This is a genomic window from Chryseobacterium cheonjiense (assembly GCF_012927265.1).
Taxonomy (GTDB): domain Bacteria; phylum Bacteroidota; class Bacteroidia; order Flavobacteriales; family Weeksellaceae; genus Chryseobacterium; species Chryseobacterium cheonjiense.
In genome coordinates, this window is record NZ_JABBGF010000003.1 from 296,180 (window position 1) to 320,363 (window position 24,184).

Here is a 24,184-nt window from a genome sequence, read left to right on the forward strand (position 1 = left end):
ATTTACAGCTTTTTTAATTATTTGCAAGAACTTTTTCAAGTTTTTTTTAAATTTACATTTCCTTTATTTGCGACCATTATGCTGATAGACTTCAAAAATCTCAATATGAATCAATTACCCGCCGGAACCGAATTTGAAAAGAAAGTCGGAGCTTTTCTGGAAGAATGGTTTTCAGATGAAAAAACGGTACAGGTGCAGACCTCAGGTTCTACCGGAACTCCGAAGATTTTTGAAATTGAAAAAGATAAAATGATCGCTTCTGCTGAAATGACCTGTAACTTTTTAGGATTGAAAGAAGGTGATACGGCTTTGTTATGCCTCCCGGTCGAATACATCTCCGGAAAAATGATGACAGTACGCTCCATTATAAGAAATCTTAAACTCATCATTACAAATCCTTCAGTAAAACCCTTGGAGAATATCAATGAAGAAATAGATTTTTGTGCTATGACGCCGCTTCAGATAGAAAATTCTCTAGACCATTTACATTGGATAAAAAATATAATTATCGGAGGAGCTGCCGTTTCAGAAAGCTTAAAGCATAAAATTTTTGATTCCCTCGGATCGAAAGGAACGCAAAAGATTTTTGAGACCTACGGAATGTCAGAAACACTTTCCCATATCGCTCTGAAACAGATTTACCCTGTTTCAGAATCTTTTTTCACCGCTTTTGAAAATGTTGATATTTCCACGGATGAAAAAGGGTGTTTAAAAATTTTTGCACCACATCTTAATACAGAAGTATTGCAAACTAATGATTTAGTCGAAATTAAAAATAATAACCAATTCAGGTTTTTAGGAAGAATTGATAATGTAATTAATTCCGGCGGAGCTAAAATTTTCCCGGAACAGCTGGAAGCTTTAGTAAAAAAAGAAATTCCGAATGAAGCAGTTTTTATAGGAAGGGAAGATGAGAGTTTGGGGCAAAAATTAATACTGGTTATCGAAGGACAAAAATCTAAGGAAATTATTGATGAAATTTCAAAAATACCTTTTGAAAAAAGTTATCACAGGCCAAAAGAAATTATTTTTACAGAAAAAATTCCGAGAACACCAAATGGGAAGGTTAACAGGATAGAATTAAAAAATATACTGTAACCGATTAACGCATACGATAAATTATGAAAGATTTTTCAAAAGAACTGACCTTTAAAACTTCCCGTAGCAGTGGCGCAGGAGGGCAGAACGTCAATAAGGTTGAAACTTCTGTGACGGTTCTCTGGAAAGTTTCCGATTCGGGATTTTTTAATGACGAACAGAAAGATCGCATTCATCATAAACTGAACAACAGGATCAACGCCGAAGGCTTTCTGTTTTTAACGGTATCCGAAACCAGAACCCAGCTGATGAATAAAACCAGAGCCATCGAAAAAATTCTCGAGCTTGTAAACCAAGCGCTGATTATTCCAAAAAAACGGCTCGCTACAAAACCTTCAAAATCACAAAAACAAAAACGGCTGGACACCAAAAAGAAACTGTCTGATAAAAAAGAGAACCGGAAATTCAGGTATTAACTCAACTGCAGTTGTAGTTGACTGCGAAAGGTGTTAAATTTTTATTTTCTATGGGATAATTCACCTTAATACTATATTTTTGCGCCCAAAATAGTTAACTAATGATCAGAAAACTTTTTGCGGCCGCATTCATTTCTATATCGGCGCTTTCATCTGCACAGAAATTTTCAATTATTCCATCGGTAGGATATGCCTGGAGAACAGCTAAAACAGTTTCGGGACTTTCCAGAGAGGAAGAAGAATACGTAAAAGGATTAAAAAGCGGAATGAATTTCGATATTTCTGCATACTATCAGGTAAATCCTATTGTATCTGTCGGATTAAAATATTCCAACTTCAGCGCTTCCAGTGACGGATATATTTTAGGGTATGTGAATAATATGCCTGTTTCGATTTCCGTAACGACAAAAGATCAGATCAATTTTTTCGGTCCTGCTGTTATGATTTCCAATTTTACTGAGCAGACCAGGCATAAAATGTTCGTTGATGTAGGTTTGGGTGTAATTTCATACAGCACTAAAACGGCAAATGTGAAAGGAACAGGGTCTAATTTAGGAGCCGAACTTAATTTTGCCTATCAATACCAGATCACAAAAAATATTCTGATTGGGCCAAAGCTTGGGCTTACGGCAGGAACGCTTAATAAAATGAAAATTAACGGTGTTACCTATGATTTTGGCGAAGACCAAAAAGAAGGTTTGCACAGAGTTTCTTTGAGTGCAGCGGCTACATTCCGTTTTTAAGTTTTATCTTTGCAAAAAATAATTAAATGAGCAAACCGATTACTGAATTCATAGAAAAGTATTATCTGCACTTTAATGCAGCGGCATTGGTAGATGCTTCAAAAGGATATGTAGCGCATCTTAAGGATGGCGGGAAAATGATGATTACACTGGCAGGAGCAATGTCTACGGCAGAATTAGGAAAAATTCTTGCAGAAATGATCCGTCAGGACAAGGTAGATTTTATCTCTTGTACAGGAGCGAATCTTGAAGAAGATCTGATGAATCTTGTAGCGCACTCTCACTACGAAAGAGTTCCTCATTATAGAGACCTTACACCGCAGGAAGAGTGGGGCCTTCTGGAAAGAGGGTTGAACAGAGTTACAGATACCTGTATTCCTGAAGAGGAAGCTTTCAGAAGACTGCAGAAACACATCTATGAAATCTGGAAAGATGCCGACAACAAAGGAGAAAGATATTTTCCTCACGAATATATGTACAAAATGATTCTTTCAGGAGTTCTTGAGCAGTATTACGAAATTCCTAGAGAAAACTCATGGATGATCGCTGCAGCAGAGAAAAACCTGCCGATCGTTGTTCCGGGATGGGAAGATTCTACCATGGGAAATATTTTTGCATCATACTGCATCAAAGGAGAACTTAAATTTTCTACCATGAAATCCGGAATCGAATACATGGCATACCTTGCAGACTGGTACACAAAGAACTCTTCAGGAAAAGGAGTAGGTTTCTTCCAGATCGGTGGAGGTATTGCGGGTGATTTCCCGATTTGTGTTGTACCGATGCTGTATCAGGATATGGAAATGCATGATATACCTTTCTGGTCATATTTCTGTCAGATCTCAGATTCTACCACTTCTTACGGTTCTTATTCGGGAGCGGTTCCAAATGAGAAGATTACTTGGGGTAAGCTTGATATCACCACACCGAAATTTATCGTTGAAAGTGATGCCACCATCTGTGCGCCTTTGATGTTCTCTTATATTTTAGAAAATTCATAAGCAGGAAAAAGTTTAAAGCTTACAATTACATAAACGTTTCAATTTTTGGGACGTTTTTTTTAGTTTATTGTAAAGATGAATCCGTATAATCAACGAGTTATTTTTAACAATGGCGTGCCCTTCGCAGCACCAATCCCAAGGCTCAGGTCGGGCTTCTCCGGGCTCCACTTCGTTCCGGTCTCAAGAGACTGCTTGCTTCGCTCGCACCCTCCGTATCCCTCACGCAAATCAGTCCAGTGAATTCACCAGCACAAAATACCGGTAGGCTAAGATTCCTTTTTGGATCTTTGTCAGCTTATTGGGATCTTTATTGCTTAATTTCGGAAGTACCGCTTTATTGACTTTATTCAGCCAACGGAAAAATGTTTTTTTCATAGCAGATATTTTTATGTTGATATTCAAAAATTATGCAATGCTGATATAGATACAGCAAATAAAAAATTGCCGGCATTGCTGCAGGCAATCTTAACACTTCATCACACTATGTACGGGTTTCCGTATATTTTTTAAATTCACTTTGATTATGCATTAAATTTACAAATTAGAAACAAGTTGCATCTTGATCTATGGTAAGTAATTACTTAAAGTTGTACAATTTTCTTATTTTTGATTGATGATCCTTTTATTATGAATGAAGTTTTTAAACAACAGGTCTGGGAAATTTCAAAACTAATTCCCAAAGGAAGAATAACCAGCTATGGCGCGATAGCCAAAGCAGTAGGTTTTCCAAACCATTCGCGGCATGTGGGGAAAGCAATGGGAGGCTGTCCGCCGGATGTTCCTGCGCACCGTGTCATTTCAAGTTCAGGAACGTTATCGGTCCCGGAATTTCAGCAAAGGCTTGAAGCCGAAGAAATTATTGTCGAAAATTTCAGGATTAAAGATTTTAAAAAATTGTTTTGGGATCCGATGATGGAATTGTGATTTATTAAAATCCGGAATTACTGTTTCAGCAAACCGGAGCCACGAAGTGGCGGCTTACATCAGGATTGGATGCGAATCCAATCTAAAAAATTAATGTCGACCAAGCGAAGCCACGAAGTGGCGACCTATATCAGGGTCGGATGGTGTCCGACCATATTAATGTAATAAAAAAGTTTCGGGGCGACAAAGTCGCCCCGAAACTGATATAACTCATCAATTACTTCTCCAGTTGCTTATAGCTTCTTTGAATAAAATCGGTAAGCTCTTTTCCTTTCAATAAATTCTGGGAAAGCTTTGCCAGATCCAGAGCATGCTGAATCAGACCTGTTTTTTCTTCTGTATTTTCTGCTTTCAGAATTTGACCTGCAAATTCACTGTTGGAATTAACCACAAGATTATACATTTCCGGGAATCCTCCCATTCCGAACATTCCACCGCCGCCGGTTGCCTGCATATCTTTCATTCTCCTCATGAATTCAGGCTGCGTGATAGTGAATGGAGCATCTGTACTGTCAAGATCTTCAAGCTGAACGGTAAACTTCTTATCGGTGATCGCTTCTTCAACAGATTTTTTTAATGATTCTTTTTCCGTTTCATTTAATTTAGCAATAACGGGCTCGTCTTTTTTGATCAGATTATTGATGTGATCGGCGTCTACTCTTGCAAAAGAAATTTTCTCTTTTGAAGTTTCCAGTTTTTGGATCACGTGAGGAATGATCGGAGAATCTAAAAGAAGCACTTCATATCCTTTATCTTTTGCCGCCTGGATATAACTGTGTTGTTCATCTTCATTAGAAGCGTAAAGAACAATAAGATTACCGTCTTTATCGGTTTGATTAGGCTTAATTTTTTCTTCTAATTCATTCCATAGGAAATATTTTCCGTCTGTAGTTGGGTAAAGGGTAAATTTATCCGATTTTTCGGCAAATTTTTCTTCCGTAACGATTCCATACTCAATAACGACTTTGATGTCATTCCATTTCTTTTCGTAATCTTCCCGATTTTCATTAATAAGAGAAGACATTTTGTCGGCCACTTTCTTAGTGATATAAGAAGAAATTTTCTTTACGGCACCATCTGCCTGCAGGTATGAACGGGAAACATTTAGCGGAATATCCGGAGAATCAATTACCCCGCGAAGAAGCATTAAGAAATCCGGAACAATACCTTTTACCTCATCGGTTACAAAAACCTGGTTTTGGTACAGCTGGATTTTATCTTTTTCAATATTTAAATTGTTGCTCAGTTTAGGGAAGAATAAAATTCCGGTAAGGTTGAATGGGTAATCAACATTCAAATGGATGTTAAATAAAGGCTCCTCAAACTGCATCGGATACAATTCATGATAGAATTTCATGTAATCCTCATTGGTCAGCTCACTTGGAGCGATTGTCCATGCCGGAGTCGGATTGTTGATGATATTGTCAATTTCTTCTGTCTCTGCAACAGCATCTTCCGGCGCATCCTCCGGTAGAGGCAGCGTATGTGTTTTTGTTCCGAATTTAATAGGAACAGGCATGAATTTGTTATATTTCAACAACAGTTCACGGATTTTTGCTTCTTCAAGGAATTCAACAGAATCTTCAGCAATATGAAGAATGATTTCTGTTCCACGCTCTGTTTTATCTGTTGTTTCTTCTAAAGTGAATTCCGGGCTGCCGTCGCAGATCCATCGAACTGCAGGCTCATCTTTATAAGACTTTGTCAGAATTTCAACTTTTTCGGCAACCATAAACGCAGAATAGAATCCAAGTCCGAAATGTCCGATAATTCCGGAATCTTTCGCCGTGTCCTTATATTTTTCCAAAAACTCTTCAGCTCCTGAAAACGCTACCTGATTGATGTATTTTTCAACCTCCTCACCAGTCATCCCGATTCCCTGATCAATAATATGAAGCACCTTGTGCTCTTTATCGATCTTCACTTCAATTTTCGGATTCCCGTATTCAACCTTTGCTTCTCCGATGCTTGTTAAGTGCTTTAATTTCAAAGTCGCATCCGTTGCATTGGAGATCAATTCTCTTAAGAATATTTCGTGGTCACTGTAAAGAAATTTTTTAATTAAGGGAAAAATATTTTCCACTGATACATTAATATTTCCTTTAGTCATAATAATTTAGTTTTGATTTTGCTTTTATTTCTCAAAAAAAATACCGTTCGGGAAAAACTGACATTTTGACATTTTTATATTTAATTAAGAACGACTTTTATATAGCTTAAATTCCATTCCTTCGGAGGAGTGTCTAAAATTCAAATGGTTTTGAAGGGTGGTTCAATAAACTAGAACAATCATTATTCATTCAGAAAGTTATCACACTGACAGAATATCTTCCGCTTAAAACTAAAAAAGACAGCCTTTTCAGACTGTCTTTTAATATTTTAAAACAAATAATTACTTGTTTTTTAATTCTTCCTTGATTTTATTTTCAAGCTCTTCGGAAAGTTCAGGATTGTCTTTCAGCACATCTTTCACCGCATCACGGCCCTGTCCAAGCTTTGTATCTTCATAGCTGAACCAAGATCCGCTTTTCTTTACGATTCCCTGTTCTACAGCCTGATCCAGGATTTCTCCGGTTTTGGAAACTCCTTCTCCGTACATGATGTCAAATTCTGCCTGTTTGAAAGGTGGAGCAACTTTATTTTTTACAATTTTCACCTTTACGCGGCTACCGACAGCTTCATCACCATTTTTAATCGGTGCGCTCGCTTTTCTGATATCTACTCTTACGGAAGCGTAGAATTTCAAGGCATTACCACCGGTTGTTGTTTCAGGATTTCCGAACATCACCCCGATTTTTTCTCTCAGCTGGTTAATGAAAATTACGGTACATTTCGTCCTTGAAATCGTTGCCGTTAGTTTTCTCAACGCCTGAGACATCAATCTTGCATGAAGACCCATTTTTGAATCTCCCATTTCGCCTTCAATTTCCGCTTTTGGTGTAAGTGCTGCAACCGAGTCAATAACTACAATATCAATAGCTCCGGAACGGATCAGGTTGTCGGCAATTTCCAAAGCCTGTTCCCCGTTATCCGGCTGGGAAATGATAAGGTTTTCCAGATCAATTCCTAATTTTGCAGCATATGTTCTGTCGAAAGCATGCTCTGCATCAATAAATGCGGCAATTCCTCCTGCTTTCTGAGCCTCTGCAATCGCATGAAGAGTCAATGTTGTTTTACCGGAAGATTCAGGACCATAGATCTCAATGATTCTTCCTCTTGGATAACCGCCCACTCCAAGAGCGATATCCAATCCTAATGATCCGGAAGGAATCACTTCAATGGTATTGTCCACAGAGCTGTCGCCCAAGGTCATTACCGTTCCTTTTCCGTATGTTTTATCTAGCTTGTCAAGCACCAGTGCCAGTGCTTTTTTCTTGTCGTCTATATTACTCATCTGTTGTTAAATAATTTATCAAAAATACAAAAAAATACAGTGAAAAACTAATATTGCATACCATTAAAACCAGTTTTTATAGTTAAAAAAATGATAAAATTTTAATACGGCAATTCATTTTTTAATTTTCGGACAAAGTTATTTTTTTTAATCTTTCCAAATGTAAATCATCAAGACTATCAGAGGCTTACTAATGGAAAACTGAATTATCAGTAATGCTGAGATAGTCTGTCAATACTTTCATCTGGTCTTTATTTCCTTTTCTGATTCTCAGGTCCCGGCTCACTATTTTATTGTAAATTTTGTTGATCATTTTTTTGGTAACCGGAAAGGCATTTCTGTTGCTTACCTCCGGAATCTGCAGTCTTTTGCAAACCTCGTCGTCCAGTAAAAACCAGGTGCAGGAAATATGCAGATAGCGAAGGTTTTTCCTTTGGAATTTGTATTTTAAAATAGGGTTTTCAAGGGATTCGTTCAATAATGAATGGGCGAGGAGTACTGAGTCTTTATCTGCAGGGGGCTGAATAGAAGTCCACATATAGAAAAATTCAGCAGCCTGTTTTTTGTTGTCCGGTAATAGTTTTTCAGGGATTCCCAGAAGATACCCTACATATTTCCAGAGATGAAAAAGTCCTTTTTCCTCTTCTAGGGAGAAGGTGTTCCCAAGCTTATGAAGGCTGTGCAGAAAAACCAGACTGAACCCGATATAAGTTGCCATCATATCCCAGGAATTAATAGGTTCGCCCCAGTTTTCTGTATCCCAGTTTTGGTAATGTTTTCTGATGAAAAGTCTTGCGTAAGAATGAATTAATCTTGTTTTAATCGCAAACTCATAGCCTTTATGATGAAGTTCCAGTGCGTTGTACCGTGTAACATTTACCCAAAAATCCAGTGTTTCGGAAAGTCTTTTAACGGCGCCTTTTTTTAAAGCTTCGGTTATGATAAGCGGTTTGTTCAGGTAGGCAAAATCATATCCTCCCATCAGGCAGTAATCCCGAAGGGAAATCAGGGAATCCAGATTGGCCCTCATACAGAGTTCGGCACCGCTTTTTAATAAACCATAATCCAGCCATTCCGGAACTGTTTCTGTCTGGGAAAACATTTGTCTGGCGCTTTCCGGAATATTTTTATTTTCGGAAATACCTTTTCGAATATATTCTTCTATTTCTTTCGAAGCCTCCCGGAAATTTTTGGTAAAATAAATATCTTTTACAACCTGGTCTCCCGTTTCATCCACGTGATAAAAATAGGGTGAGAATTTTTCAAAATCCCTTAAACTTACTTCGGCTCCCGAAAAATCGATCAGCAGCTTTCCATTACCTTTTGTCCAGAAGTCTTTAAAATGCGGTGAATCTTTATAACGAGGCTGTACATTGGTGGTTTTCATTACAATAAAAATACAAGTTTTACGCCGAAAAGAGAAGGTGAGATTTGTCATTCATCTTATCAGGCTCCTGAAAAATACCACAAACGGGTAATTTCTTTGTGTTGAAGGATTTTGAAAATTTGTATAAAATTATTTATCATGAAAACAAAAATTTTATTGCTGTTGCTGATGTTTTCAATTGGCATGGCGTTCGGACAAGGGGAGAGAACAAAATATCTTGATAGTTTGCTTAATAAATTGGTTAAATATGATAATGCCTATATTAATGACACCAATTCACTAGTCTCGGCATATACATTTAGTCAGATGGTCAAAAAAGATTTTTCGTTGTTGGTTACCGGGTCTGCAGAAAATACACAAGTGGGAAAATATGCAGCCCTATCGGTTGATAAAAATGAACAGAGTTTTTCTTTTAGTCCTATTAACTATATTATTAATGGCAACGATGCTTCTAAACCATTTAAACATGTATTGGCAATAAATGCAAACGGAAAGCTTAATAATGATGGGTTTTTTGATTTTTCTGACAGAAAGAAGCTTCAGATTGGCGGAAGTTGGACTTCTCTCTGGTATTCTCGTTACAGTTTTCCAAAAAATAAAGTGAAGTACAGGCAAATATATGGTTTGGTAAAAGATAATATACTGAATAATGTTGAAGGCACAGATGATTTGGAAAAACTTGTAAATAATGAAAGAAATGTTGGAGATTATAAAAATCTGTACCACCAGGAAGTAGAAAAATATGAAGATGCATTATATAAGAATTATTGGACAAGAAAAGTTTTAGCCTGGACTAAACTTGATATTGGATATTCGGAAGATAAACTCAAAATTGTAGATAGTATTAATGTGCAGAATTCTGTGATGGAGCCAATTAATAAAAATATAAAAGGCGCCTACTTTTCCTTGTCAGGAAATATATTTTATGGCTTAAAAAATGGCTTTAGTTTTTATTTAAATGCCCAATTGGCATATTCGAGGAAAACTTCTCTATCTGAAATATTTTCAACAGTCGACTGGAATAAAGTTATGTATGGAGGGGGAACTAATAATACAGTTTATTATGATATGGGCGAGCAAAGTGTTTATATCGCCGATCTTACTAAATTTGAAAAAAAATATAAGCGTGATGTAGCGGTACAACTTTTATGCTTTGTACCATTAGGGCAACAGAACTTAATCGGTTTGGATCTGTCATATCAAAATAAACAATTTATTACACCGGGTACAAAAACGTTTACGAGCAATAAAAATATTTATAGTGTGGGAATTATGTTTCCTTTGAGAGATAAGGATGGTAAAATAACAATAAATATTGAGCCTTTCTGGAAATCGACATCCTTCGATAATTATGATTCAGGATTGGATGAAAGTTTTTGGGGAGTTAAGTTTGGTGTTCCTCTTAACCAGATATTTTAAAATGAATGGTAATAATAATGTACAAAACCAAAAAAACCTTCCCATCGGGAAGGTTTTATATTACTCATTGCTTGTTTACAAATTATAAAGAAGCAGCGTGTACCAACATATCTACCAACTTGTTAGAGTAACCCATTTCGTTGTCATACCATGAAACAAGTTTTACAAAGTTTGGAGAAAGCATGATACCGGCATCTTTATCGAAGATTGAAGTTCTCTTATCTCCTACGAAATCCTGAGAAACCACAGCATCTTCAGTGTATCCTAAAATGCCTTTTAATTCACCTTCTGAAGCTGCTTTGATTGCTGCACAGATTTCATCATAAGAAGTTGCTTTTTCCAATCTTACCGTTAAGTCTACTACAGAAACGTCAACGGTTGGAACTCTGAAGGACATTCCTGTTAATTTTCCGTTCAATGAAGGAATTACTTTTCCTACTGCTTTAGCAGCACCAGTAGAAGAAGGGATGATGTTATTCAAAGCAGCTCTACCACCTCTCCAGTCTTTCATTGAAGGGCCGTCAACTGTTTTCTGAGTTGCTGTTGTAGCGTGTACCGTAGTCATTAAACCTTCTACAATCCCGAAGTTATCGTGGATTACTTTAGCTAAAGGCGCTAAACAGTTGGTTGTACAAGAAGCGTTTGATAAAATTTTGATATCGTCAGTAAGTTCAGTATGGTTTACACCCATTACGAACATTGGAGTATCGTCTTTAGAAGGTGCGGAAAGGATTACTTTTTTAGCACCGGCGTTAATGTGCTTTGCGGCATTTTCTTTATCTAAGAATAAGCCTGTAGATTCAACGATATAATCAGCACCGATTTCATTCCATTTCAGGTTGTTAGGGTCTCTTTCTGCAGTTACTCTGATTTTTTTTCCGTTCACCACAAGGTCATTTCCTTCTACAGAAACTTCTCCCGGGAAGATACCGTGTACAGAGTCATACTTTAGCATATAAGCCATGTATTCTGCATTGATCAGGTCATTGATTCCTACTACTTCGATATTATCTCTCTCAGTCATTGCTCTGAACACAAGACGTCCGATTCTACCAAACCCGTTGATACCTACTTTAATTGTTGACATAATAGTTTGTTTTAAATTATATTAAAATATTAGATTGCTAAAATTTCTGAAATCAACAGAAGATCTTTATTGATTTCATTGTGTTTTTTAATGGCTTCTTCAATCGGTGTATATACCAAATCATTAGAACGCATCCCTGCCATTACATTATTTTGTCCTTCCATCAGTCCCGTTACGGCACCATAGCCCAATCGGCTTGCCAAAACCCTGTCGGCACAGCTTGGTGAGCCTCCTCTCTGCATATGTCCTAAGATTGCAACACGAATATCATAATCCGGGAATTCCTGCTTGGTTTTTTCAGCAAGTTCATAAACGTTTGCTAATTTTTCACCTTCAGCTACCACAACAATACTGGATGCTTTTCCTGTTTTTTCAGCATTTCTGAAATTATTGAAGAGTTCATCGATGCTGTCTTTTCTTTCAGGGATTAAAATATCCAGTGCCCCTGTTGCCAATCCGCTGTTTAGTGCAATAAACCCTGCATCACGGCCCATCACTTCTACAAAGAAGACCCTGTTGTGTGAGGTTGCTGTATCACGGATTTTGTCAATCGCTTCCATGGCTGTATTTAAAGCCGTATCATAGCCGATCGTATTATCGGTTCCGAAGATATCATTATCAATGGTTCCCGGTATCCCGATTACCCTGATCCCGAATTCTTCATTAAAAATTTTGGCTCCCGTAAAGGTTCCGTCACCACCAATGCATACCAATCCGTCGATACCCAGCTTCACACAATTGTCGTAAGCTTTCTGACGGCCTTCTTTGGTTCTAAATTCCATGGATCTGGCAGATTTCAGAATCGTTCCGCCCTGATTGATTATATTTTTTACGGAACGGGGGCCCATTTTAAGGAAATCTCCGTTGATAAGACCATTATAGCCTTCTCTAACTCCGTAGCATTCGATATTGTAATAATTTGCGGTTCTCACCACCGCCCTTAATGCTGCATTCATACCCGGAGAATCACCTCCAGAGGTAAGAACTGCAATTTTTTTTACAGCACTCTCTTTCATCTAGTAAAAAGTTTCGAACACAAATTTACAAAAACAAGTTCAGATAATAACAGTATGTTGAGAAGAGTTTTGGATATTCATTATTTAAAATGTCTAAAATTTACCGATCTGAAAAGATATCTTGCCGTAGCAATTTCCGGCGCATCAACATCCAGCTGATACCATGGTGAAATTGTTTTCCGGAAAGGATTCGAAATAATATGAACAGATTGTGCAGGTGTGAAACCTTCTCCCAGAAGATATAGTTTTTCACCTTTATTATTTGTGCATACTCCGGTAATGAAAACCACGTGGCCGGGACTTCGGGGTGTAATCAGGATATCTCCGGTTTTGAGCTTTCTGTTGTCAGTTACAGACAGTGTTTCCTTGTTTAATGATATCGTTCCCGCATAGTTGAAAATCAGGTCCAGATAATTTCTGAAATTAGTATACGAATCATCAAATCCTGCAGTTTTTCTGAAACTCACAGCGCTGCCGTTTACAAAAGCTCTTATCCCGTTTTTATAGTCATTCCAGGAAACGAGATCACCGCTGGTAAAATGAAACTGTATTGTATCAAATTTTTTGGTTTTAAATAAATATTCTGCTCTTAGTCGAATAACAGCATCAGCACACTGCTGAAGATCCCTGTTTCCTGTATCAAGATCAAAAACCGCTTCATGAAGGTGTTGTGTTCCGATTTTATTACCGTCATATCTCAGAATGGGACTTCTGTATGGCTTTAAGGGAAATTGTTCAATAAAATATCCGAAAGAACCAGGCCGTTCTTCTACCCACTCGTAGCCTTCCGGAGCCGGAAATCTTTCTTTTATGGCGTTTTTGTTCTTATTGATTTTCAGTTGAATATCTTGAGAATCTTCATTTATTTTAGTTGAATTTTTATTCTCTGCTTTTTTCTCGCTACAGCTGCTGATTAATAATAAGAAAGTAATTCCCCAAATAATTTTTTTCATGGTTTATATTTGTCCGAAAGATATAAATAATTCTAAAATCAGATTTACTGCGAGCTGAATGGTTACCACTTTTCCGTTAAATATTTCCAGTATCGCTTGGGTACATGCTGAACATGCAGCTTCAGATTCTTCCTTTCGACAATATTCGTTTTGGTAAAATACCGCTGCCACAACGTCTGATAGTTTTTTTCCTGATCATGAAATTTCTGCTCATATTTGTTGAGGTCAATTTTTTCATCAGGATAGAAGAAGTCGCAGGTCTCAAGATCATAAATAATCCCGTAATTTCTGCGCAAATCATAGATCATCCATTTCTGGTCCTGATATCGGTCTTTAAAATGTTTGCGGATCAATGGAAGTACATTGAAATCGGGATCGATTTTAGCAAAAAAGACATCGTCCTGCATTTTTTCAAAACGGACAAAAGCGGTCATCCTGTGCCGTTCCCGACTGACAGATTTGCAGATTTTAGCGATCTTTAAAATAGCTTCATCAGCGTAATTCTGGAGAATATTTTCATCAGGATATTTTATGGATTGCCTTACCGCAGATAAAATAAGCTGTTCGGCCTCAGGATCTTCCGATAAATATACTTTCAGCAATTCATGAATGCCCTGCTTGCTGATGTTTGCTTCGAGTTTATTTAAAACCCTTTCGGATTTATCATTCTGCGTAATCACTTCATGAATTTCAGCAAAAATATTTTCCTGATGAAACCGTTCCCTGCTGATAATTTCTACGTCTTTATATTTATATTCAAATACTTCAAATACTGCAGTGAAAAGTCCGTCGAAACTTCCGTCGTAGAGTAGGGTGGTCATTTTTTAATATAACAATTTATTAATTGAACAATTGAACAATGTAACAATGTAACAATGTAACAATGTAACAATGTAACAATGTAACAATTTGAGATCTATTTCTCATGCTGAAGCATCTCAATATTTAAATTAAAATTTGAAAATTAATTCATTTATTTCTAAAAGCTTATCAGAAAAAGTTTGGTATATCCCTGCTTCCATGCAATATCCGCACAATGATGATATGTGTGTCCGACAATCTGTAAAAAATGATATGATTGCCTTTCGGAAAACTATATAAACCTTGTTTTATTTCATTACGTGTTTTTCCTGATGTTGGATTTAAAAGCAAGCTTTGAAAATTTCCTCTATCTCCAGCAGATATTTTTCAGCCTGATCGAATCCGAAATAATGTACTGTATAATCAAAAATGTCTTCCAGATCTTGGTCTGCCGCTTCAGACAGAATATAGATTCTTTCAGGCATCCTTTTTTTTCTTCTTAGAGTCAATAATATCTTTTACCGACCGCGAACTGGAATTACTGTCCCATCCTTTTTCAATTTCAGCCTTTAAATCCTGAATTACTCTGTGACGGTATACTTCGTGTAATCGCAACGCATCCCGTACCACTTCACTGGCATTCTGAAAATCTCCCGATTGTATCTGTTCTGCAATATAATCTTCCTGCTTTTTTGTAAAACTGACATTCATTGTTAATCTTTTTTCGAAATTACAAAATATATCCATATTTAGCAAAATTGGACATGGATTTAAATATAGGTGGTTTTAAAACAAAGTCAGTTGTTGCGAGAATTGATTATGAAATTTGGAAGAGCTTCCGCCAATAAGCAATCTCCTGAAATTTTTATCCGTTAAATATTTCAGATAAGCATTTCCTGCATTAAAATCGATAAAATACCGGGCGCGGTTAACCGCTGCACCCAGTTTGCTTAGATGATCCATCGTAAGAACCTGAAAACGTCTCGCGCTAACAATTTTTTTGGCTGTTTTTACACCAATACCCGGAATTCTTAAGATCATCTGGTAATCGGCAGTCTGAAGATTAACAGGAAATTGATCGAGATGTCTTAACGCCCAACTCATTTTCGGATCCATTTCAAGATCAAGGAAAGGCATATTCGGATCCAGAATTTCTTCTGCTTTAAAGCCGTAAAACCTCATGAGCCAGTCGGATTGATACAATCTGTTTTCGCGGAGCATTGGAACTTCTGTCGTTAAAGAGGGGAGCCGCTTATCCTCCAAAACCGGCACGTATCCCGAATAATACACTCTTTTCAGATTAAAATTTTTATAAAAATGATCAGCAACTTTAATGATCTGAAGGTCGTTTTCGTTGGTAGCACCTACAATCATTTGGGTTGACTGTCCCGCCGGAGCAAACTTGGGAACCTTCCTGAAAATCTTTTTCTCATCTTTATATTGGTCAATGCCCTTCTGAATATACCGCATCGGGTTGATCATGTCCTGTCTGTTCTTTTCAGGAGCCAGAAGTTTCAGTCCGCTCTCCGTTGGGATTTCAAGGTTTACAGATAACCGGTCCGCATATAATGCTGCTTCCTGCATCAGCTCGTCACTTGCTCCGGGAATTGATTTTAAATGAATATAGCCGTTAAAATTTTCTTCAAGACGAAGCTTTTTAGCTACTCTCACCAGACGTTCCATTGTGGTGTCTGCATTTTTGAAAATCCCTGAACTCAGAAACAAGCCTTCAATATAATTTCTCCGGTAAAAATTAATGGTAAGATCCACAACTTCCTCTACTGTAAAAGCCGCTCTTTTAATATCATTCGAACTTCTGGAAACACAGTAGGCACAGTCGTAAATACAATGATTGGTAAGGAGAATTTTTAGAAGAGAGACACAACGGCCATCTTCAGTATAAGTATGACAGATTCCGCTTACGGAACTGTCTCCCAAAGCGCCTTTTTTATTTTTCCTCGTCCCTCCGCTTGATGAGCACGATACATCGTATTTTGCTGCATCAGCAAGGATTTCAAGTTTTTCTTTCAGGCGGTCAAAATTCATATTTTAAATTGATTATCTTAAAGTTGAATAAGATGAACGGTTCAAATTTAGCTCCAAAATTGATAAATATCAATCTTTTTCGATTGAAGTTATCAACAACGGAAAGTTACAAAATCACTATATTTACATTTCTTTAAAGATAAACTATGAATCATCAACCGGTAGAAGGTTTTTCCAAACTTTCCAAGCAAAGAAAAATCGATTGGCTCATCTCAGAATACCTTAGCAACGATCGCAGTTACGAACAGATTTTACAGCAATACTGGAACAATAATGCCGAAATTCAGAAGCTTCACGAAGAGTTTTCTGAAAATACCATTTCCAACTTTTACATGCCTTACGGAATAGCTCCAAACTTCCTGATTGACGGAAAATTGCTGGCTTTACCTATGGCTGTTGAAGAAAGTTCCGTGGTAGCGGCAGCGTCCAAAGCAGCAAAATTCTGGATTGACAAAGGTGGCTTTAAAACAACCATTATCAACACCGAGAAGCTTGGTCATACGCACTTTATATTTAACGTAGAATCCCATAAATTATTACATTTTTTCAACTTTAGGCTAAAGAAAAAACTTTTTGAAACTACGGAAGATATTACCGCGAATATGCGGAAACGCGGCGGCGGAATTTTAGATATTAAGCTGATTGATAAAACTTCTGAAATGCCGAATTATTATCAGTTAAAAGCCAGTTTTGACACCGTAGATTCCATGGGTGCGAATTTTATTAATTCGTGTCTGGAACAATTCGGAAAAACATTGAAGCAGGAGGTTGCAGAAAATGAAGATTTTACCCAGGAAGAAAAAGATTCATTACAGATTGTCATGAATATTCTTTCCAATTTTACACCGGATTGTATTGTTAGAGCTGAAGTTTCCTGCAAAATTGAGGACCTGAAAGATGACAGCGGTATTTCCAATGAAGAGTTTGCCTGGAAATTCAAGCAGGCAGTTACGATTGCCGAAATTGAACCTTTCCGTGCCACCACCCACAATAAAGGAATTATGAATGGAGTAGATGCCGTAGTCATTGCTACCGGAAACGACTTCAGGGCAACGGAAGCTTGTGCGCATGCCTACGCTGCGAGAAATGGAAAGTATTCTTCTTTAACGCATTGTACAACAGATAATGGGATTTTCCGGTTCTGGATTGATCTTCCTATTTCAGTGGGAGTTGTAGGCGGTCTTACGAATCTTCATCCTTTGGTAAAGTTTTCTCTCGCATTGTTAGGAAAACCTTCTGCGCAGGAATTAATGAGTATTTTGGCGGTATCCGGACTAGCTCAGAACTTCGGAGCACTACGTTCTCTGGTAACCACAGGAATCCAGAAAGGACATATGAAAATGCATTTGCTGAACATTCTCAACCAAATGGGAGCAACGGAAGAAGAAAAGCAATATTTCGTGACCTACTTCAAAGATAAAACCGTAAGCCACCACGAGGTAATCAGTGAATTCAACAGATTGAGAGCGCAATAATGTTTGGAATTATCGTCTCTGCTTTTATGTTGGCTTTCGGAATATTCCTGAAAGTAACTAAAAATCCGGGTTTTGAACAGAGTAAAAAGTTTGCCTGGATCTTCATCGGAATCGGACTGGTATCATTAATATTTAAAATTTTACATTATAAATGAAAACAATAACATTAATTTTTGGAGCGGTATATGGCTTGCTTTCAGTAATCTTAGGTGCATTCGGAGCACACGCTTTAAAAAAAATACTGTCCGTGGAAAGGTTGGAAAGTTTTGAGACAGGTGTACGTTATCAAATGTATGCTGCTTTTTTCCTCTTAATTGTAGGTTATATTTTAAAATTTGAAACGAAAACCGAAAACTGGATTTCATGGCTGATGATTTTCGGGACCATGCTTTTCTCTTTCAGCATTTACGGACTGAGTATGCAGGATTATTTCGGGATGAATCTGAAATTTCTGGGACCCATCACTCCTCTTGGAGGGCTCTTAATGATCCTGAGCTGGGGCCTTCTTATTTTTTATTTTGCTAAAAACAGAATATAATTGGTCTTCGACAGGTTCAGACTGAATTTAAAAATGAGGCGCGAGCGAAGCGAGCGTCGAAACGGTTAGTATTAGCAGTGTCATGCTGAGCTTGTCGAAGCATCTCATAAATCTTTTAGAGAAACTTCGTTTATAAATATTCATTCAACGGAAGTTTCAAATAGTCATTCCCATGACAACAAATGATGATCGTAATTTTAAAAATAATTAAAATGAAAATCAACAGAAGACGGCGTATTATAAGAACATTCAACCTTTTGGATCAGCCGATCCGGTTCAATCCATTTGTATTCAGCCGTACTTTTTTCATGTGGGCCATTACAGGATTAGTCGGCGGTGTAATTGCCGGGTTATATTGGATTGTCCTTGAACATTTCACAGCGTTTTTAGCCGAATTCCAGGGTTGGATGGTGATTCCTACGATGGCAATATGCGGTCTGCTGGCTGGTCTGGTTATTCATTTTATCGGCGATCCGGGCGAAATTCATCTTATCGTTAATAACATCCGTTTCAATAAAGGAAAGCTTGAGCCTAAAAACAATCCTTCCATGATTTTGTCTTCACTATTTTGTGTAGCATCTGGTGGAAGTTTGGGACCTGAAGCTCCTTTGGTACAGGTTACGGGTTCTACAGGAACTCTCTTGGGAAAGATTTTCAGGCTGAAGGGAGAGGAGCTGCGTTCTTTGAGTATTGCAGGAATGGCTTCCGGTTTTACAGCGCTTTTCGGCGCTCCGCTGGGAGGAAGTCTTTTTTCTCTTGAAATCCTTCATCATAAACATGCTGTTGAATATTACAAAGCAATTATTCCTGCACTGGTGGCCAGCTGTTTCAGCTATCTGATGTTTGCGCTTATTATTCATTTGGGAATAGGAGCCACCTGGGACTTGAAAGCATATCATTATACCGGAGTTTATGATTTTGCCTATGCAACGGCCTTCGGGATTATCGGCACTATTTTCGGATGGATTTTTATTTTCATCGTTAAATTTTTCAAACGCATTTTTGAATACAGAACATTTCCGATCTATATTAAAACGTTAACCGGAGGAATTATTCTGGGTGTCATCGCTTTTTATTTTCCGATTACAAGATATTTCGGGCATAATGAAATCAACCAATTAATCAATGGCAATTTTGCATTAAGCTTTTTAATTGTTGTGTTGATTTTCAAAATTTTAGCCATTGCTGTTACCGTAACTTCCGGATGGAGAGGTGGTTTCATTATTCCGCTTTTCTTCGTAGGAACGACTTTAGGATTGATCATTCATCAATTGTTTCCGGCTGTTGATATAACGCTTGCCATTGTAAGCTGCATGGCGGCCATTAACGCATGTGTTACCAGAACGCCGATGAGTACAACAATTATCTTGGGAACCTTAACGGGCTTTACCTATTTTGTCCCAATACTTTTTGCCAGCCTTACCGGTTATTTTCTGGCTCCGAAGATTCCGTTCATCGGCTCACAGTCTGAAAAATTGTCTGAAGAATAACTGCTTGTTTAACAATTAATCTAAGGCTGAAAATTTTCTTTCATCCATTTTAGTTTGTTGTAGCTTTTCAGGAATTTATTGTTGAGAAGAATAAATTTTTCCTGTGCGTCGATCATCTTGTTTTCCCTGGAATTAATCAGGAAAAGTGAACTCTCTCCATTGCTGAATCTTGTTTCTTCAGCCTGAAGAAGCCGTTGGTAATTCGTAAGATTGTTCCGCGCAATATCAATCTGTGAATGATAATTAATGACTTCATTTTTATACGTCAGGATCTTGGTTTCCAGTTCTCTTCTTTTAACCTGAGTATCCAAAGTATTTTGTTCAATCTTAAGTTTTGCAATCTGATAATTGGCCCTGGCCTCTCTTTGAAAAACAGGAATTTCCAATTTTAATCCATATTGGAAATTATTATCAAAAACCGGAAGATATTCTGCTCTGTAATTCTCTTTGTTAAAAAAATTATAGGTAAAATCCAGCTTAGGAAGAAAGCTCTGCCACTTCAGCCTTCTTTCACTTTCCAGGATATTTTGTTTCTGAAAATAATACAGCAGCGAAAAATGATCATTCAGATTTTGATTTTCTACCTGTTGTATGAGCATTTCAAAATTATTAAAAGCTTCGCTGCTGGCCATTCTGTCTGAAGGATAAATCATCGCGGTGAGATCATACAATTCTCTATTGTCTTTCCATAAAAAAAGCTGAAGCTCCTGCGTGCTTTTTACAAAATTCAGAAAAGCATCTCTTTCCTGAAGACGGAAACTCTGTAGCTGCGATGCTGCTTCAACGGTGTCAATAGCGGGCCGTTCGCCAAAATCAAATGTCTTTTTAGTAAGTTCAAGTCTTTTTTCATTAATTAAAACAGCTTTACGCTGAAGCTGGTAAATTTCGAAATTTTTAACCCATTCCCAATAGGTATTTTCGGCTTCCAGAAGAAGATCGTTGGTAAGAACTGCCTGTTCTGCCTCTGTCATTTTCACGGCATACCTGGCCTGTTCCAGCATAGCTCTTCTTTTGTCATACAACAGGTTTTTAGCCAGTGGAATGGTGACCCCGAACTGGTAGAGCCCACCTTTGGTGTCGCTGTTATTGATTTTTTCCCCGTCCAGATAATTGTAACTTGCTGTCAGATCAATCCCGTACCATGTAGGAATTCCGAGTTCCAGATTTTTTTGTCTGTAATATTGTACGCCATCGATATTCTTTTCTCCAAGTTTTCCACCCAAAACAGGGTCAAAGTTTCCTCTTGCGCGTGTGACTTCTGAAGCTGCAATTTTATTCTGCAGCTGATATTTTATGGCTAAAGGATGATAGTTTTTTACAATGGAAATAAATTCTCCTGCCGACATCTTTAGTGAATCCTGTGCTGAAAATATCCCACTGCAGAGCAGGACAAAGAGAAATATAATTTTATTTCTGTTTTTCATTCTGACCGGTTTTTTCAATTTTAACTTCATAATAATCCGGCGGGAAGCCATTGATATTCCTCCACAGCTCATACCAGATAGGAACATCATTCAGAATAGCGATTCCCTGTACGCCGGTACCCATCCTGATTTTAGGGGGCCATCTTTTCTCGGCCTTATCTTCTACTACCAATGCTTTGAAAAGCCCGTTGGCGCTGATATTGTTTTCTATAGCAATCACTTTTCCTGCAAAAGTTCCGTAGCTTGAATCTGGCCATCCCGAAAATACAATCGCCGGGAAACCATCAAAAATACACATTACGCGCTGCCCTTCTTTGATAAGCGGAAGATCAACCGGTTTAATGTAAATTTCAACAGCATAATCTACCGTTTTCGGCACAATAATCCCGATGCTTTCCGTTTCTTTAAGAATTTCCCCGATTCCTGCTTTGTTCAGCTGAACGATCTGTCCGTCCTGGGAAGCGACGATATAATATAGTCCCTGACGGAATTTGTAATTGGCAACCTGATTTTCAAGTTTCGCGATATCTCCTTCGCTGCCTTCTATCTGCCCCATACTCTGAAACCTTTCGCCTTCTGTTTTGCTGAGCTTTTCGGTATAATCCTGAATCACAGCATTCTGCTCAATTCCCATAGTCGAAATTTCCTGTCTGGTCTGGGCTATCTTATTCTCAGCTGAGGTCTTTTTAGCAATTGCATTCTGGTAAGAGATGCTTCGCTGCTGAAACTGCGTTAAGGAAACCAGGCCTTCATCATACATCTTTTTCTGCCTTGCATATTGGTCTTCGGAAAGTTTAAGCTCATTGCTTACAGCGGCGAGTTCAGCTTCTTCACCTGCAAGTTTGTTTTTCAGCTGGCTTATTTTTATCTGGATCTGGCTCAGTTTAAGATCCTTTGCCGCAGCTAGAGCCTCAAGCTGGCTGTTGGTGGTTCCTACTTTGGCTTCATAATAATTCCGAACTCCTTTTTTTGCTTCCACCTGCTGCTGTGTTCTTTTTACAAGCAGAGGATCAAAGTAATCATCCTTTACTTCTGAAAGCTGGAGAATGGTGTCTCCTTTTTTAACATAATCTCCGTTTTTTACATACCATTTAATGATTTTCCCGGGAATTGGTGAATTAAGCTGTTGCGGACGTTGTTCCTGGTACAGGGAAGTTACATTTCCCATTACTTTTATATTTTGTGTCCAGGGCAGGAACAGTACAATGAAAGCCGTAAGAAAGATTAATAGAAACCATCTTTTTGCGTGCGATTCTTTGTCAATATTATATATTTTATCAAAAGACTGAATTTTCATACCTGTATTTTTAAGATAAAGTTTTTAAAGTTCCGTTTTCCAGGTGCAGATGCTGATCTGCATATTCCAGAATTTCGGAATTTTGAGAAACAATGACAATAGTGGTTTTATGGCTGATTTCTTTAAGATATTGCAGCATCTTATGTTTAAAAACTTCGTTCATGCCGTCGATAGGATCTTCAAGCAGCAGGAGCTTTTTCTCTCCGATCAATGCCCGGAGCAGCAGGATTTTTTTCTTGGAGCTGAATGAGATTTCCGGATCTGTTTCGCTTACTTCAGTAAAGAAACCGCTGGTAAACTGGCTTGAAATATTCTCGGCACCAATTTTTTCCGACAGTTCCAGGACATCTTCCATATTGATATTTTCGTTCCCCATAAGAATATTATCCTGAACGGTTCCCTGGATCATTCTCATATCTTCAAGATAGACTCCCATTTCCATCCGGAGCTTTTCTTTGTCAATATTTTTAAGCGGAATTTTATTAAAAAGAACACTTCCCGCTGGTGGTTCGTAAAATCCGGCCATCATATTCAGTAACAATGATTTCCCTGATCCCAGTTCGCCTGAAATTACGGTAATGGTATTTTCTCGGATCGTACAGTTGATATCCTGAAGAATATGAACACTGCTGTTAAAATAAAAGTCTACATTTTTAAATTCAATTTCAATACTTTCATTTTGGTTGGCAAAAACAATCTCTCCGTTTTTCTCTTCATTCAGTTCTGTCACTTTGTTGAGTTTTGCAAGCGATGCGATTACATCATAGTAGCTTTCTAAGCTTATAATTAGTTTTTCTACCGCAGACATAATGCTTAGTACAACAATTTCTGTAGCAATGAACGCCCCGATATTGAGCTTCTGGTTTACCAGGAGATACGTACCGATAGCCAGCATTGCCAATGTAATGATTACTTTGAATGCTATGATGGTTTTATACTGAATTTCCAGAACCCGGAAATGAGAAGTTCTGTGCTCAAGATATCCGGTTACACGCTCATCGATTCCCTTGAGATGAATATCGGTTTCTGAATTGATCTTAAAAGATTTTACCGAGGCTGCTATATCTTCTATCCATGCTGCCGTCTCATACTTTTTATTGCTTTCTTCAAGACTGGATTTGATGCCGCTTTCCATAGTGAAATTAAAAATAATCACAACGGTCAGCACCACCAGAACACCGAAAATTAAAAACCACGGATGATAAAATGACAGCAGGAGAAGGCCGAAAAGAATCTGTATAAGAGCGGTGGGAATTTCCAGTAAGATTTTTGAAATACCTTTCTGAAGATTTTGGGTGTCAAAAAAACGGTTCACAAGCTCCGGAAGGTAATATTTTCTGGTGCTGGAAAGACTGACTTTAGGAATCTTTTCGGTAAAGGCAATCGAAAACTCTACGAAAATTTTCTGTTGGATTTTTTCAATAATCTGCATCACTTTCAATCTGAAATATCCCACAAGCCATGTTCCGATTACTACAAAAAATATTAAAATATAGATAGATGTTGCCATGGTGGCACCCATTACAAAGCTTATAATAGACTGAATTCCCAACGGAACGCTAAGCTGCACAAGACCGTTGAGAATGGCATAAAAATAAATGTTGGTAACATCTTTTTTTTCTTTAGTAACGTATTTGAAAAGTTTGTAACCGTACTGTTTAGGAGAGGTTTCCAT

At 37.8% G+C, this 24,184-nt stretch carries 22 protein-coding genes and 1 pseudogene; 9 read left to right on the forward strand and 14 right to left on the reverse strand.

Annotated elements, in window-relative coordinates; genetic code table 11:
* Positions 1–78 precede the first annotated feature (78 nt).
* The 4 genes from HHL20_RS16225 to HHL20_RS16240 all read left to right on the forward strand — a co-directional run bounded on the left by HHL20_RS16225 (position 79) and on the right by HHL20_RS16240 (position 3,258).
* Positions 79–1,098, forward strand: coding sequence for an AMP-binding protein (locus tag HHL20_RS16225; RefSeq protein ID WP_169232219.1), 1,020 nt, complete (start codon positions 79–81; stop codon positions 1,096–1,098).
* 23 nt (positions 1,099–1,121) lie between these two features.
* Positions 1,122–1,514 carry an alternative ribosome rescue aminoacyl-tRNA hydrolase ArfB gene (gene arfB / locus HHL20_RS16230; protein ID WP_169232220.1) on the forward strand — a complete coding sequence of 131 codons (393 nt, stop codon included), beginning with the start codon at positions 1,122–1,124 and terminating at the stop codon, positions 1,512–1,514.
* 101 nt (positions 1,515–1,615) lie between these two features.
* Positions 1,616–2,257: a hypothetical protein gene (locus HHL20_RS16235; RefSeq protein WP_169232221.1), complete on the forward strand. Its 642-nt coding sequence runs from the start codon at positions 1,616–1,618 to the stop codon at positions 2,255–2,257.
* A gap of 26 nt (positions 2,258–2,283) precedes the next feature.
* On the forward strand, positions 2,284–3,258 hold the full coding sequence (locus HHL20_RS16240; RefSeq protein WP_169232222.1) for a deoxyhypusine synthase family protein: 975 nt from the start codon (positions 2,284–2,286) through the stop codon (positions 3,256–3,258).
* A 228-nt stretch (positions 3,259–3,486) separates the two neighbouring features.
* Here HHL20_RS16240 and HHL20_RS16245 read toward each other — a convergent pair whose 3' ends face one another.
* Positions 3,487–3,633: a hypothetical protein gene (locus tag HHL20_RS16245; RefSeq protein WP_169232223.1), complete on the reverse strand. Its 147-nt coding sequence runs from the start codon at positions 3,631–3,633 to the stop codon at positions 3,487–3,489.
* Between the two features lie 252 nt (positions 3,634–3,885).
* On the opposite strand from HHL20_RS16245, the gene HHL20_RS16250 reads away from it, so the two are divergent.
* Positions 3,886–4,182, forward strand: coding sequence for an MGMT family protein (locus HHL20_RS16250; RefSeq protein WP_169232224.1), 297 nt, complete (start codon positions 3,886–3,888; stop codon positions 4,180–4,182).
* A 217-nt stretch (positions 4,183–4,399) separates the two neighbouring features.
* On the opposite strand, the gene htpG is transcribed toward HHL20_RS16250, so the two are convergent.
* The 3 genes from htpG to HHL20_RS16265 form a co-directional block, all read right to left on the reverse strand.
* Positions 4,400–6,292, reverse strand: a complete 1,893-nt coding sequence (gene htpG, locus HHL20_RS16255; protein WP_169232225.1) for a molecular chaperone HtpG — start codon at positions 6,290–6,292, stop codon at positions 4,400–4,402.
* A 282-nt stretch (positions 6,293–6,574) separates the two neighbouring features.
* Positions 6,575–7,576: a recombinase RecA gene (gene recA / locus HHL20_RS16260; protein WP_169232226.1), complete on the reverse strand. Its 1,002-nt coding sequence runs from the start codon at positions 7,574–7,576 to the stop codon at positions 6,575–6,577.
* A gap of 190 nt (positions 7,577–7,766) precedes the next feature.
* Positions 7,767–8,963, reverse strand: a complete 1,197-nt coding sequence (locus HHL20_RS16265) for an oxygenase MpaB family protein (RefSeq protein WP_228463210.1) — start codon at positions 8,961–8,963, stop codon at positions 7,767–7,769.
* Positions 8,964–9,101: 138 nt separating this feature from the next.
* Between HHL20_RS16265 and HHL20_RS16270 the strand changes: the two genes are divergently transcribed.
* Positions 9,102–10,382, forward strand: a complete 1,281-nt coding sequence (locus HHL20_RS16270) for a hypothetical protein (protein ID WP_169232228.1) — start codon at positions 9,102–9,104, stop codon at positions 10,380–10,382.
* An 82-nt stretch (positions 10,383–10,464) separates the two neighbouring features.
* On the opposite strand, the gene gap is transcribed toward HHL20_RS16270, so the two are convergent.
* The 7 genes and pseudogenes from gap to HHL20_RS16305 form a co-directional block, all read right to left on the reverse strand.
* A complete protein-coding gene (gene gap / locus HHL20_RS16275; RefSeq protein WP_169232229.1) occupies positions 10,465–11,469 on the reverse strand; it encodes a type I glyceraldehyde-3-phosphate dehydrogenase in 1,005 nt (334 codons plus the stop codon).
* A 29-nt stretch (positions 11,470–11,498) separates the two neighbouring features.
* Positions 11,499–12,485, reverse strand: coding sequence for a 6-phosphofructokinase (gene pfkA, locus HHL20_RS16280; RefSeq protein ID WP_169232230.1), 987 nt, complete (start codon positions 12,483–12,485; stop codon positions 11,499–11,501).
* An 80-nt stretch (positions 12,486–12,565) separates the two neighbouring features.
* The gene (locus HHL20_RS16285) at positions 12,566–13,438 is read right to left on the reverse strand and encodes a DUF4846 domain-containing protein (RefSeq protein WP_169232231.1); all 873 of its coding nucleotides are present in this window, start codon (positions 13,436–13,438) and stop codon (positions 12,566–12,568) included.
* 62 nt (positions 13,439–13,500) lie between these two features.
* Positions 13,501–14,259 carry a TIGR03915 family putative DNA repair protein gene (locus HHL20_RS16290; RefSeq protein ID WP_169232232.1) on the reverse strand — a complete coding sequence of 253 codons (759 nt, stop codon included), beginning with the start codon at positions 14,257–14,259 and terminating at the stop codon, positions 13,501–13,503.
* A 169-nt stretch (positions 14,260–14,428) separates the two neighbouring features.
* Positions 14,429–14,724, reverse strand: a pseudogene (locus HHL20_RS19770) (type II toxin-antitoxin system RelE/ParE family toxin).
* On the reverse strand, positions 14,717–14,950 hold the full coding sequence (locus tag HHL20_RS16300) for a type II toxin-antitoxin system ParD family antitoxin (protein WP_169232233.1): 234 nt from the start codon (positions 14,948–14,950) through the stop codon (positions 14,717–14,719). The pseudogene HHL20_RS19770 and the gene HHL20_RS16300 overlap by 8 nt, the downstream one beginning before the upstream one ends.
* A gap of 75 nt (positions 14,951–15,025) precedes the next feature.
* The gene (locus HHL20_RS16305; RefSeq protein ID WP_169232234.1) at positions 15,026–16,285 is read right to left on the reverse strand and encodes a putative DNA modification/repair radical SAM protein; all 1,260 of its coding nucleotides are present in this window, start codon (positions 16,283–16,285) and stop codon (positions 15,026–15,028) included.
* A gap of 146 nt (positions 16,286–16,431) precedes the next feature.
* On the opposite strand from HHL20_RS16305, the gene HHL20_RS16310 reads away from it, so the two are divergent.
* From HHL20_RS16310 to HHL20_RS16320, 3 genes are all read left to right on the forward strand, one after another.
* The gene (locus HHL20_RS16310; RefSeq protein WP_169232235.1) at positions 16,432–17,760 is read left to right on the forward strand and encodes a hydroxymethylglutaryl-CoA reductase, degradative; all 1,329 of its coding nucleotides are present in this window, start codon (positions 16,432–16,434) and stop codon (positions 17,758–17,760) included.
* Between the two features lie 151 nt (positions 17,761–17,911).
* Positions 17,912–18,298, forward strand: coding sequence for a DUF423 domain-containing protein (locus HHL20_RS16315; protein WP_169232236.1), 387 nt, complete (start codon positions 17,912–17,914; stop codon positions 18,296–18,298).
* 212 nt (positions 18,299–18,510) lie between these two features.
* Positions 18,511–19,788 carry a chloride channel protein gene (locus HHL20_RS16320; protein WP_169232237.1) on the forward strand — a complete coding sequence of 426 codons (1,278 nt, stop codon included), beginning with the start codon at positions 18,511–18,513 and terminating at the stop codon, positions 19,786–19,788.
* Between the two features lie 20 nt (positions 19,789–19,808).
* Here the strand turns inward: HHL20_RS16320 and HHL20_RS16325 are convergent, their stop codons facing one another.
* Genes HHL20_RS16325 through HHL20_RS16335 form a run of 3 tightly spaced genes read right to left on the reverse strand, consistent with a single transcriptional unit; the run spans position 19,809 to position 24,184 of the window.
* Complete coding sequence (locus HHL20_RS16325; RefSeq protein WP_169232238.1) at positions 19,809–21,212, reverse strand: TolC family protein; 1,404 nt, start codon at positions 21,210–21,212, stop codon at positions 19,809–19,811.
* Positions 21,196–22,509: an HlyD family secretion protein gene (locus HHL20_RS16330; protein ID WP_169232239.1), complete on the reverse strand. Its 1,314-nt coding sequence runs from the start codon at positions 22,507–22,509 to the stop codon at positions 21,196–21,198. The genes HHL20_RS16325 and HHL20_RS16330 overlap by 17 nt, the downstream gene beginning before the upstream one ends.
* A gap of 10 nt (positions 22,510–22,519) precedes the next feature.
* On the reverse strand, positions 22,520–24,184 hold the full coding sequence (locus HHL20_RS16335; RefSeq protein ID WP_169232240.1) for a peptidase domain-containing ABC transporter: 1,665 nt from the start codon (positions 24,182–24,184) through the stop codon (positions 22,520–22,522).

Bases quoted from the DNA above. Each gene is read 5' to 3' on its own strand.
- HHL20_RS16250 (WP_169232224.1), top strand. From the start codon at position 3,886: ATGAATGAAGTTTTTAAACAACAGGTCTGGGAAATTTCAAAACTAATT.
- HHL20_RS16290 (WP_169232232.1), bottom strand. From the start codon at position 14,259: ATGACCACCCTACTCTACGACGGAAGTTTCGACGGACTTTTCACTGCA.
- pfkA (WP_169232230.1), bottom strand. From the start codon at position 12,485: ATGAAAGAGAGTGCTGTAAAAAAAATTGCAGTTCTTACCTCTGGAGGT.
- HHL20_RS16225 (WP_169232219.1), top strand. From the start codon at position 79: ATGCTGATAGACTTCAAAAATCTCAATATGAATCAATTACCCGCCGGA.
- HHL20_RS16330 (WP_169232239.1), bottom strand. From the start codon at position 22,509: ATGAAAATTCAGTCTTTTGATAAAATATATAATATTGACAAAGAATCG.
- htpG (WP_169232225.1), bottom strand. From the start codon at position 6,292: ATGACTAAAGGAAATATTAATGTATCAGTGGAAAATATTTTTCCCTTA.
- gap (WP_169232229.1), bottom strand. From the start codon at position 11,469: ATGTCAACAATTAAAGTAGGTATCAACGGGTTTGGTAGAATCGGACGT.
- HHL20_RS16240 (WP_169232222.1), top strand. From the start codon at position 2,284: ATGAGCAAACCGATTACTGAATTCATAGAAAAGTATTATCTGCACTTT.
- HHL20_RS16335 (WP_169232240.1), bottom strand. From the start codon at position 24,184: ATGGAAACCTCTCCTAAACAGTACGGTTACAAACTTTTCAAATACGTT.
- recA (WP_169232226.1), bottom strand. From the start codon at position 7,576: ATGAGTAATATAGACGACAAGAAAAAAGCACTGGCACTGGTGCTTGAC.
- HHL20_RS16245 (WP_169232223.1), bottom strand. From the start codon at position 3,633: ATGAAAAAAACATTTTTCCGTTGGCTGAATAAAGTCAATAAAGCGGTA.
- HHL20_RS16285 (WP_169232231.1), bottom strand. From the start codon at position 13,438: ATGAAAAAAATTATTTGGGGAATTACTTTCTTATTATTAATCAGCAGC.
- HHL20_RS16320 (WP_169232237.1), top strand. From the start codon at position 18,511: ATGAAAATCAACAGAAGACGGCGTATTATAAGAACATTCAACCTTTTG.
- HHL20_RS16265 (WP_228463210.1), bottom strand. From the start codon at position 8,963: ATGAAAACCACCAATGTACAGCCTCGTTATAAAGATTCACCGCATTTT.
- HHL20_RS16315 (WP_169232236.1), top strand. From the start codon at position 17,912: ATGAAAACAATAACATTAATTTTTGGAGCGGTATATGGCTTGCTTTCA.
- HHL20_RS16235 (WP_169232221.1), top strand. From the start codon at position 1,616: ATGATCAGAAAACTTTTTGCGGCCGCATTCATTTCTATATCGGCGCTT.
- HHL20_RS16305 (WP_169232234.1), bottom strand. From the start codon at position 16,285: ATGAATTTTGACCGCCTGAAAGAAAAACTTGAAATCCTTGCTGATGCA.
- HHL20_RS16300 (WP_169232233.1), bottom strand. From the start codon at position 14,950: ATGAATGTCAGTTTTACAAAAAAGCAGGAAGATTATATTGCAGAACAG.
- arfB (WP_169232220.1), top strand. From the start codon at position 1,122: ATGAAAGATTTTTCAAAAGAACTGACCTTTAAAACTTCCCGTAGCAGT.
- HHL20_RS16270 (WP_169232228.1), top strand. From the start codon at position 9,102: ATGAAAACAAAAATTTTATTGCTGTTGCTGATGTTTTCAATTGGCATG.
- HHL20_RS16325 (WP_169232238.1), bottom strand. From the start codon at position 21,212: ATGAAAAACAGAAATAAAATTATATTTCTCTTTGTCCTGCTCTGCAGT.
- HHL20_RS16310 (WP_169232235.1), top strand. From the start codon at position 16,432: ATGAATCATCAACCGGTAGAAGGTTTTTCCAAACTTTCCAAGCAAAGA.